Here is an 11,123-nt window from a genome sequence, read left to right on the forward strand (position 1 = left end):
TAAGCCCAAGATTACGTGCCGTTGCCCTTATCGAGCCGGTCTTATCGTACATCGAAATTATTTCATTTCTGTCAGTCATTGTTATCATTTTTTGCATCAATATATAATTGATGCAAGTTAAACAAATAAATAGTATGCTCTGAAAAATATGAGCAGTGCGCCCTGAATATTCTCGGCTACGCCTCAAATAATCAGGGCGCACTGCTCGGTCTTCTACGGACTGACAGTGGTATACTTTTTAATTATTAGGGTGGTATACTTTTAAGTTATTATATACATTATCTTGTTTGGTAGCAATTTGCCGCACTACATGCAGAGTGATGACGTTTATAAAACTGACAATTCCGAACTGCGTGTAAGAGGTACTATCATTCAGTTCGAAGCGGCTTTCATGCAACACTCTATTCAGCATTATCCACAGTTCAGGCAGATAAAGACATTGCTTGAAGAGGCACGTCGCGGTATCTTTTTTAGCAGCCTTTCTGACCCAGACATTATGGGGATGTTGGACGAGTTCCCTCGTATCCTTGGGTTTGATCAGATTGCTGGGCTTCTGTTATTGCTCCAACGTCTGTCGGTATGTGCCGGGCGCGACGTACTAGCTTCTCCTATGTACCAAGAGGTGTTCCCTACGTTGGGAAACACTCGTATTGAAAAAATCATTTCCTACATTAACGGCAACTACACGCGTGACATGGGCTTGGCTGAGATTGCTTCAATGGCGGCAATGAATCCTGCTGCTTTTTGCCGCTATTTCAAGGAAAATACGGGTAAAACCTATGTACAGTACGTTACTGATATGCGTATCGGCTATGCTTGCAAACTGCTGGCGCTGAACAGTCTGAGTATTTCGAGAATAAGCACTGAGTGTGGTTTCGACTCGTTAAGTCATTTTAATCGCCTCTTTAAACAAGTCACAAATTACACTCCTTCACAGTACCAGCGGTACATTCTAAAGTAAAGCGGACGTAAAGTATTGTATATTTGCAAATATTGCATTATTATACGCAAAAATACATTCATTTATATATCCGTTTTAGTTATATATTTGCATTGAATACATAATGTATGCAAAATTGTTTAATCCTTAACTTATATCGAGCCTATGCAGAACAAAACCAAAGTTAACTTTACTTTAGACTTTTCTAGAGAGAAGATATCCCCATGTATCAATTTAATTTTTTAATATTATGAATCATATGAAGATTAAACTTCTGAGTTTATTGTTTTTTGTATGCCTGCTACCTGTTTGTGCGTTTGCACAGAACGTCACGGTGAAAGGTGTGGTGAAAGACGCAAATGGCGAGCCTATTATTGGAGCCAGTGTGTTACAGAAAGGTACTACCAACGGTATTATTACCGATTTGGATGGAAATTTTACTCTTAATATACCCCAGAATGGTACGATAATAGTTTCCTACGTGGGTTATGTTTCGCAAGAAATTTCAGTGAATGGAAAAACTTCTCTGACGGTTGTGTTGAAAGAAGATACTGAATTGCTCGAAGAAGTGGTGGTTATTGGTTACGGTACGGCCAAAAAATCAGACGTAACAGGCTCTATTGCTTCCATGCGTGGTGAAGAATTACGAGCGGTGCAAACTGGTAATATCTCTTCAGCATTACAAGGACGTGTAGCCGGTGTGGAAATGCAGCAGACGTCATCTAAACCAGGTGCAAATATGCAAATACGTATTCGTGGCGTACGTTCGCTTAATGCTAGCAATGACCCATTAGTAGTATTAGATGGCATTCCGTTTGCAGGTAGCTTGTCCGATATCAACCCGAGCGATATCAAGAGTCTTGATATCCTTAAAGATGCTTCATCTACTGCTATCTATGGTTCTCGTGGTGCAAATGGTGTTATCATGGTGACTACGCACAAGGGTTATACCGAGCAGAAAGCGCAGATAACATACAATGGATATTATGGTATTAAAATTGCCGAAAAGTATCCAATGATGAATGGAAAAGAATTTGCTGCATTGCGTGCAGCAGCAGGCAAATATAGCAATGGTATGGACGAGTCGGACGATGTGAATACAGATTGGCAAGATCTGTTTTACCAGACAGGTATTACCACTAGCCATGACCTCAACGTTTCTGGTGGTGGCAAGACGAATAACTACAGCTTTTCGATGGGTTACTTCAATGACAAGGGAGTAGTACCTACACAACAGTATAATCGTTTCTCACTTCGTGGCGCTCTAGATCAAGAAGTGGGTAAATATATAAAAGTGGGATTTGTAACTAACAATACTTACAATATTACTGAGGGTGGAAATATCGGGCTTTACGGAACACTGAGTCTCTCACCATTAGTGAACCCTTATAATGAAGATGGCTCATGGAAACGTACTGTAAAAATGTCTACGGATGAGCAGTATATCTATCCACGCGAAGTCCTGAAAGGACTGAAAGATATTTGGATTCAAGAGAACAAGGCATTTGGTTCTTACAATACTGTTTATGGTGAAGTAAAAGTGCCCGGTGTTGAAGGACTAAAATACCGCATCAATCTCGGTTTGAATTTTCGTTATGGGAATGGTGGCTCTTTCACCGGAATGGGTGTAAACAGCACTAATGCAAGTGAACCTTCGTCAGCTTCTATAAGTAACTCGCTTACCACGAACTGGGCGGTAGAAAATCTTTTGACTTATGACCGTATTTTCGGTAAGCACAAAATTAACGTCGTAGGTATGTACTCGGCTGAACAAACTACTTACAATAAGTCTGCCGTATCTGCAAGGGACATTCCGGCGGAATATTTCCAGTATTTCAACCTTGGTCAAGCTGCTGGTGAAATTTCAGTGAAGCCGGGTGACCAGAGCTATTGGCAAGCAGGACTGATGTCATACATGGGGCGTGCTATGTATAGCTATGATGACAAGTACATGGCCAGTGTGACGTTCCGTGCTGATGCCTCTAGCCGCCTTGCTAAAGGCAACCAATGGCATACGTATCCCGCTGTATCTATCGGATGGAATATCTCAAAGGAAGGGTTTTGGGAAAATCTGCTTACGAAGGTGGACGAATTAAAATTGCGCGTTGGCTACGGTGAAACATCTAACCAATCTGTAGATCCTTACAAAACGCTCGGATTACTCGCCACACGCCCTTACAACTTTGGACCGACAGGATATGACACTGGTTATTATGTGAGCGAACTGCCTAATACCAACTTGGGCTGGGAGTACTCGCAAACGTGGAACTTCGGTCTAGACTTTTCATTGTTGAGCCGTCGCATTTACGGTACATTCGAGTACTACGTGCAGAATACTAAAGATGTGCTACTCAGCGTATCTTTGCCTAGTACTGCAGGTGTAGGTTCATATATGGCTAACATTGGATCGACGCGTAACAAGGGTTTCGAACTCTCGTTGAACGGTGTTATTCTCGATAATTATAATGGTTGGAGCTGGGATGCTGGTATCAATCTCTACTCTAATCATAATGAATTGGTGTCGCTTGCTTCAGGTGCTGACCGTGATGAAAGCAACTGGTGGTTTAAGGGACATCCTATTGATGTAATTTATGATTACGAGAAAGTAGGACTTTGGCAAGAAGATGAAGCAGCGGCGATGGCTATTGCAGAACCGGGTGGCAATGCTGGTATGATTAAAGTGAAATACACTGGTGACTATGATGCCAACGGATTACCGACTCGTGCAATCAATACCAGCGACCGTCAGATTATTAGCATGGAGCCGAAATGGCAAGGTGGTTTTAATACACGTGTGGCTTATAAAGATTTTGATCTTAGTGTAGTTGGTGCATTCAAGAATGGAGGTACCCTAATTTCTACCCTTTACAGCAGTACCGGGTATTTGAATATGTTGACTGGACGTCGTGGTAATGTGAGCGTAGATTATTGGACACCTGATAACACTGGAGCTAAGTATCCGAAGCCAGGTGGAGCTGAACAAAGCGATAATCCTAAGTATGGCAGCACACTGGGCTACTTCGATGCTTCGTACCTCAAGATACGTACTATAACACTAGGTTACAATGTACCTAAGTCGTTTACCTCGAAGTATGGAATTAGTAATCTACGCTTATACGCTACTGTGCAAAACCCATTTGTGTTCTTCTCGCCCTACCATGATGAAAGTGGATGCGATCCCGAACCGAACTCGTATGGCAATGAGAATCAAGCGGTTACTACTGGCTTGAAATCGCGTTTGCTTATCATCGGTACTAACTCGCCTAACTCGACGAATTACATGTTCGGGTTAAATCTGACGTTTTAACGAGAGAAATATGATAAAATGAATGACTGTCTGTGGGCGTATTTATATTTTAAGGGATGATTTGGCTATTTTTGAAAAGATGAATTATTGCACTTACTTATCCCTTAACACAGAACTCGTCAGACAAGGAATTAAATAAAACAAAAGAGAATGAGAAATAATTATATAAAATTAGTGTTGGTCGCAGTCCTCTGCGCTAACCTCGTCGCCTGCTCCGATATACTCGACGAGCAGCCGCGAAGCAACTACGATCCCACGTTCTTTACCACTGAAACCGGTGTTATGGGTGGATTAACGGCAATGTATGCCCATTTGCGTCAGTTCTATGGACAATACTATTATGCTGCATGCCAGCAACCGACTGATGAGTATACTTACGCATGGAGTGCTGACAATAACTTTAAGGATATTGACCTTACTGAAGGCGTGGGCAACTACGCTTCTAATACCGTGCGTTCCGATGCCCTTTGGAACGCAGCTTTTAGTAATATCAATACAGCTAGTGGTGTGATTGAAAATGGCGTGACGGCTGGTGTGGCAGATGCCTTGATAGCTGAAGCTCGCTTCTTCCGGGCATTCGACTATTTCCAGCTGGTGCAGAATTTTGGTGGTGTGCCCCTTGACCTAGGTGCAGGGGAACTAAAATTCAACAGCGCACCCAACCGTACGAGCGTGCGCAACACTGTCCCAGAAGTTTACACAAAGGGTATTTTCCCTGACTTAAAGCTTGCCGTTGAACAACTGCCTGCTACGGGACGCGTCACTGGAGGAGCTACCAATACACTAGCTCGTTTGATGCTTGCTAAGGCATATCTCACTTACGGCTGGTGGCTTGAAAACCCGAATAATGTGCCTACCTATCCCGAAACTCCACGCACTGATCCCGATGGTCATGATGCGGCATGGTATTTTCAACAAGCGTATGACGTAGCTTTGGCTGGCATTGATAATCCCGGTAATTTTGGGCTATTAGATTACTATTACGATGTCCATCTTGGTTCCAACGACCGCAACAAGGAAGTTCTCCTTTATGCGGATCACACCGAAAGTAGCGAACAGTATGATGGGGCGAGTCACAGCTATTTTGGCGGCGGTGCGCCAGGTAATCAAATTGTATGGTTTGTAACATGGAACTACACTCTAATTCGTGGAGGCATAGGGAATAATGCAACTTATAGCGTATCGGGTCAGCCTTTTTCTCATCAATGGGGAACTGATTCAGGCCACAAAACTGCTGGCGAAGTTGTGAAACGAGAAGCTGCTCAAGCCTATGGTCGTCCGTGGAGTTGTATGGCACCTCCCATTGGTGTTTTCGAGAAGACCTTTGCTGACAAAACCAATGACTCTCGCTACGACGGTACGTTTGTTACAACTTTCTATAGCAATTGGAAGAAAGGCGGGGCAACATGGACAAGCGTATATGCTAATGCCAACGAATCTGCCATATCTGATGAGTCACCTTTCCTTACCTTTCTCGATACAGACCTGCCTGCTGGTACTGTTAAGTACGATGCGCCGAGCGCACAAGCCAGCGAAGTAGCAGCTGGTATCATGGCTGGACGTAGCGAATATGTTATTGAACCAAGTCACATCAGTCGCGGACGTTATCCTACCCTTTGGAAACTCGGCACTTATCGCACCGATAATGGCACAGGACTGGGATCTCCCAACGGTAGTATAACCCGTCCGATTAATATCGCTTACTTCTCCGAACTCTATTTCATTGCCGCTGAAGCAGCAGTGAAAGGTGCTACTGGTAGCCGTTCAGCTCGTGAACTGATCAACGTTATTCGTGCTCGTGCCGGAAAGTGGCGCTGGGATAACAATGGTCGCAAAGAGAAGATTGCAGACAACAGCGCAGCAATGACCGCTGCAACACCAGCAAACATCACGATAGATTATATTCTTGCCGAACGTAGTCGCGAATACTTCGGTGAAGGTTTCCGTTGGTTTGATTTAGTACGCACACAAAAGCTTATTGAGTATGCTGCCAACTATGAAATAGGTAGTGGCATAAACCCAGTGAATACAGGTGCTATGACTACAGCGGGCAACCATACTCGTCAAACCTTTACTCGTAAGATAGAAATGAAGCATTATCTTCGTCCTATTCCGAGTGGACAACTTGACGCTTTGGAAATGACCAAAGAGGAAAAAGCTGCTTATCAGAATCCCGGATATAACTAACGCAAGAGAATAGGTATTCGTTTTATTTTTGCAGCTGCGGGCAAGGCTGATTCGTCTTTGTCCGCAGCTTTTGCATACAAGCTAGTAGCGAGAAAAATTACAGATTGCTTATTCAAACTTATATCTCTTTGAGATGATAAACAATATGATATGAAAAAGATTTTATCCATTCTACTCTTGTCTTTTAGTGTTACAACCGTTTTTGCACAATATCAACTGCGCCTGAGAGAAAACTTTGATTTTGATTGGAAGTTCTCCCTCAGTGATGACATCGAGTATGCCAATCTTGATTATGCTGATGCCTTATGGGAAGATGTTCAGTTGCCTCACGATTGGAACATTAAGCAAATGTTTGACTTTAAACAAGGTGGCTCAGTTGCTTATCTGCCTGATGGTATAGGTTGGTATCGTAAGACGTTCAGAGTTCCTGCATCGAGCAAAGGAAAAAAACTATTAATCCACTTTGACGGTATTTTCATGCAGAGTGATGTGTATGTCAATGGACAACATTTGGGATATAGGCCGTATGGATTTTGCAGCATAGAGTATGATTTAACTCCTTACATCAGCTTTGACAAAGAAAATGTATTGGCTGTGCGCGTAAATACTACCGGTGGACGTCCGCGCTGGTATGCTGGTGCCGGTATCTATCGCCATGTATGGCTGAAAACGCTAAATCCGGTGCATGTGGCTACTTATGGCACGTATGTTACTACTCCTCAGATAAATGCGGAGAAGGCCGATGTACATATTGTTACAAAAGTGAATAATACATCAGTCAATGAACAAAAAATAAGTGTGCAGCAGACAGTATTTGATAACAAAGGTCATCGTTTGGAACGCAGTTCTTCATTGCAAGTTGTTGTTGCTGCAGGAAGTACAGCAGATGTGGTGCAGGAACTCACTTTGAACAATCCGCAATTATGGAGCATTGATACACCTAATCTTTACCGTATAGAAACAACCGTTAAAGTGCATGGGCGTATGGTAGATGTGTACAGTACCTCGTTTGGAGTACGCACTTTCAAGTTCGATAAAAACAACGGTTTTTTGTTAAATGGTCACCGAATCAAACTAAAAGGCATGTGTCTTCATCATGACGCTGGAAGTCTCGGTATTGCTGTGCCCGATCGTTCGTATGAGCGTCGCTTGGAGATCCTCAAAGAATATGGTTGCAATGCTATTCGCTGTGCTCACAATCAACCATCACCTGAGTTTCTTGACATGTGCGACCGTATGGGATTTGTGGTTATAGACGAAGCTTTTGATAAATGGAAATCGGGCTACTACGAGAAATATTTCGACGAATGGTGGCAGAAGGATATAACCGACATGGTTTTACGCGACCGTAACCATCCGTCTGTTGCTCTCTGGAGTATCGGCAACGAACTGCAAGAGGCATGGGATCAAAGTGATGCAGGCGTAGAACGTGCCCGTATGCTGCAAGACTTTGTGCATAAACTGGACCCCACACGTCTTGTTACGCTGGCTGCGCAAAACAATCATCAGGAGAAATTTGCCGGCGTTACCGACGTTATTGGCTATAACTATCTCGAAGCACGTATGCTGACTGACCATCGCAACCACCCGGAACGTATCTTTCTTATTTCAGAAGAATTGCCTTATTATCGTGGTGAGGAAGGTAATATTCGAAGTTATACAACCCTCAATCCTTGGTATGTTATTGCTGAAAATGATTTTGTAGCAGGTGGTTTTATCTGGTCTGGTGTAGACTATCTTGGGGAAGCCGGATGGCCAAGTAAAGGATGGCCCAATGGTTTGTTTGATATCTGTATGGACGAAAAACCGCGTGCTGCTTTTCACCGTGCCATGTGGAATTCCGAACCGATGGTTCGCATTGCTATTCCCGATCCATCACTCAACGTCGAACATGGTCGCGATCTTTGGCAATGGCCTAAACTTGCAGCTCACTGGAACTTTCCGCAATCCTACATCGGTATGGTGATAGAACTTCAGACCACTACCAATTGCGAAAACGTGGAACTGTTTCTCAATGATAAACTGATGGGTAAACAGTCCGCTGCTAGTTTTCCCAATAATACAATCATCTGGCACTTGCCTTACATGCCTGGTAAACTCGTAGCCAAAGGATATAATGGCAATAAAGAGCTTGCTTACTATCAGCTCATTACATCAGGAAATACCGCTCAAGCAGTTGTTACCCCTGATTGTACAAAGATTAAAGCTGACGGCCAAGATCTTTCGCATATCTCTATTTGTTTGGCTGACGAAGAGGGTAACCTCGTGCAGACAGATGATAAATTGGTAAGCATTCGTGTTGAGGGAGAAGGTCGTTTCCTTAGTATTGATAATGGCGATCTGCGCCGAGAGCAGACCTTTGCTGGTAACTCCATTCGTACTTATTTCGGTAAGGCGTTGGCAGTAGTGCAGGCTACGCGCAAACCAGGAAAGATGACTGTCTATGTAAAGGTTGATGGTATTGAGAAAGAATATGTGGTGGAAGTTACGAGTGTAATAAACTGAAAAACACCTGTAGATGTCGTAAAAGCCATGAAACTAACATATATCACATTAAATTAATTTAAGAGAATGAATACAATTTATCAAATTATAAAGCGAACAGGTTTATATATCTGTTTACTTTTGTTATTGCCCTTATCTTTATCTGCTCAAAGCACCCTTGCTTACCTGAATAAAAAAGGTACGGCGACACAACTTATCGTACAAGGCAGACCTTTTCTTATTCTGGGAGGTGAATTGGGTAACTCATCTGCCTCTTCATCTGAAGATGTTGAACGTATTTTCCCCAAATTGCAACGTATGGGACTAAATACAGTATTGGTTCCTGCTTATTGGGACTTGATTGAACCCACTGAAGGAACGTATAACTTCTCTCAAATAGATAAAGCAATAGATCAGGCTAAGAAAAATAACCTAAAAGTAGTATTCTTGTGGTTTGGTGCATGGAAGAACTCAATGAGTTGCTATGCTCCGTTATGGTTTAAAAGAGATTATAAGAAATACCCGCGCGCTTATACTAAAGCAGGAAAACCGTTGGAGATTGCAAGTGTTTTCTCCGAAAACGTGTATCAGGCTGATAATCGCGCATTTAAGAAATTGATGCAACACATTGCCGAGGTCGATAGCGATGGACAAACGGTCATTATGATGCAAATAGAAAATGAAATTGGCATGCTGGAAAATGCACGCGATTATTCGAAGGAAGCAACTAAACTATTTCAATCACAGGTACCGCAGCAATTGTTGAACTACCTTCTGAAAAACAAAAAAGAACTTCATCCTCAGATGCTTCGTAAGTGGGCACAAAATGGGTATAAAACCCAAGGAACCTGGCAGGATGTTTTTGGGGCAGACGTTTATACGGATGAAATATTTATGGCTTTTCATTATGCGCAATATGTAGATAAACTAGCGCAAACAGCACGTTCCATTCATCCTATTCCCTTATATGTTAATGCGGCAATGAATAGCAGAGGACGCAAACCAGGTGAATATCCTTCGGCCGGTCCGTTGGCACATCTCATTGATATATGGCATTGTGGGGCACCGCACATTGATTTGCTGGCCCCCGATTTATATGACAAAGGCTTTGTTGATTGGGTAGCACAATATAAGCTGCCTAACAATCCGTTGTTTATACCCGAAATTAAAAGATCAATGAATAATTCGGTGCAGGCACTATATGTCTTTGCAGAGCACGATGCAATAGGTTTTAGTCCGTTTTCCATTGAAGATGGATCGGATTCCCCACAAGATCCGCTTGTGCAGGGCTACGGACTAATGAAAGAACTGATGCCTGTGATAACTTCCAATCAAGGGAAAGGAGTTATGAACGGTTTGTTTTTTGATGCTCAGAACAAGGAACGTGTGCTGCAATATGATGGCGTTAAGCTCACTTGCCGGCACTACTTCACATTGCCTTGGGATCCGCGCGCTACCGATGGAAGTATATGGCCGGAGGGTGGGGGTGTTGTTTTACGCCTTTCGAAAGATGAATTCCTCATTGCCGGAAATGGTATAGTGGTGGAGTTTGAAAAAGCAGATGTACACAGCCAAACGATAAACACAAAACTAGGAGAAGACGGGTTTGCTTATCAGGGAGGAGATCATGCGCAACAAGACACCTCTTGGAAAGGAGAAAGCCGTGTTGGCATAGGAACAGTTGACGAGGTCAGTATTCAGGCTGATGGCTCGTTTCAATATGTACGTCGGCTAAATGGTGATCAGACTCATCAAGGACGTCACGTTCGTATTTCCGTTGGTGAATTTAAAATATTGCATGTAAAGCTGTATGAATATAAGTGATAATGAAGTATGTAACGTACTCAAAAGTATTTGTTACAATAATGCTGTTTGCTGTTACACAGAGTAAATGACTTGATATGCTAATTCTCAATAGCTCAGTCTTATATAATTAAACCCGTTGGCGGAATTAAATTAGCGCATATTTAATCCTTCCAATAGGTCTATTGTTCATTTTGTTGATGTATTGCAAAATCGTAAGAGCGCTAATCTTACTGATTATCCTAGTAAAAATCCCATTGACGTCTTTGGCATAATTCCTTATCATCATGAACTGGTCACACATCTGCGAAAAGAGTGTTTCAATTCTTTTCCTTGCTTTAGCAAAAGGAATAAATGTTGGCTTCCAATTCTTTTGATTGAGTCTGTAAGGTACTTCCAGTT

The 11,123-nt window shown here is 42.6% G+C and carries 6 protein-coding genes; 5 read left to right on the forward strand and 1 reads right to left on the reverse strand.

The annotated features are described in order from the left end of the window. Positions 1-283 precede the first annotated feature (283 nt). The 5 genes from C511_RS16810 to C511_RS0112355 all read left to right on the forward strand — a co-directional run bounded on the left by C511_RS16810 (position 284) and on the right by C511_RS0112355 (position 10,742). Positions 284-961, forward strand: coding sequence for an AraC family transcriptional regulator (locus C511_RS16810; RefSeq protein WP_244877240.1), 678 nt, complete (start codon positions 284-286; stop codon positions 959-961). A gap of 226 nt (positions 962-1,187) precedes the next feature. Continuing rightward, positions 1,188-4,247, forward strand: a complete 3,060-nt coding sequence (locus C511_RS0112335) for a SusC/RagA family TonB-linked outer membrane protein (protein ID WP_027318213.1) — start codon at positions 1,188-1,190, stop codon at positions 4,245-4,247. 150 nt (positions 4,248-4,397) lie between these two features. Next, positions 4,398-6,434, forward strand: coding sequence for a RagB/SusD family nutrient uptake outer membrane protein (locus C511_RS0112340; protein WP_024997726.1), 2,037 nt, complete (start codon positions 4,398-4,400; stop codon positions 6,432-6,434). Positions 6,435-6,584: 150 nt separating this feature from the next. Further along, on the forward strand, positions 6,585-8,939 hold the full coding sequence (locus tag C511_RS0112350; protein WP_024997727.1) for a glycoside hydrolase family 2 TIM barrel-domain containing protein: 2,355 nt from the start codon (positions 6,585-6,587) through the stop codon (positions 8,937-8,939). An 87-nt stretch (positions 8,940-9,026) separates the two neighbouring features. After that, a complete protein-coding gene (locus tag C511_RS0112355; protein WP_027318215.1) occupies positions 9,027-10,742 on the forward strand; it encodes a GH35 family beta-galactosidase in 1,716 nt (571 codons plus the stop codon). A gap of 127 nt (positions 10,743-10,869) precedes the next feature. Here C511_RS0112355 and C511_RS0112360 read toward each other — a convergent pair. Next, a partial coding sequence (locus tag C511_RS0112360; RefSeq protein ID WP_027318216.1) for a transposase occupies positions 10,870-11,123 on the reverse strand: 254 nt, incomplete at its 5' end.

The organism is Bacteroides graminisolvens DSM 19988 = JCM 15093 (genome assembly GCF_000428125.1).
In the GTDB taxonomy this organism is placed as follows: Bacteria; Bacteroidota; Bacteroidia; order Bacteroidales; family Bacteroidaceae; genus Bacteroides; species Bacteroides graminisolvens.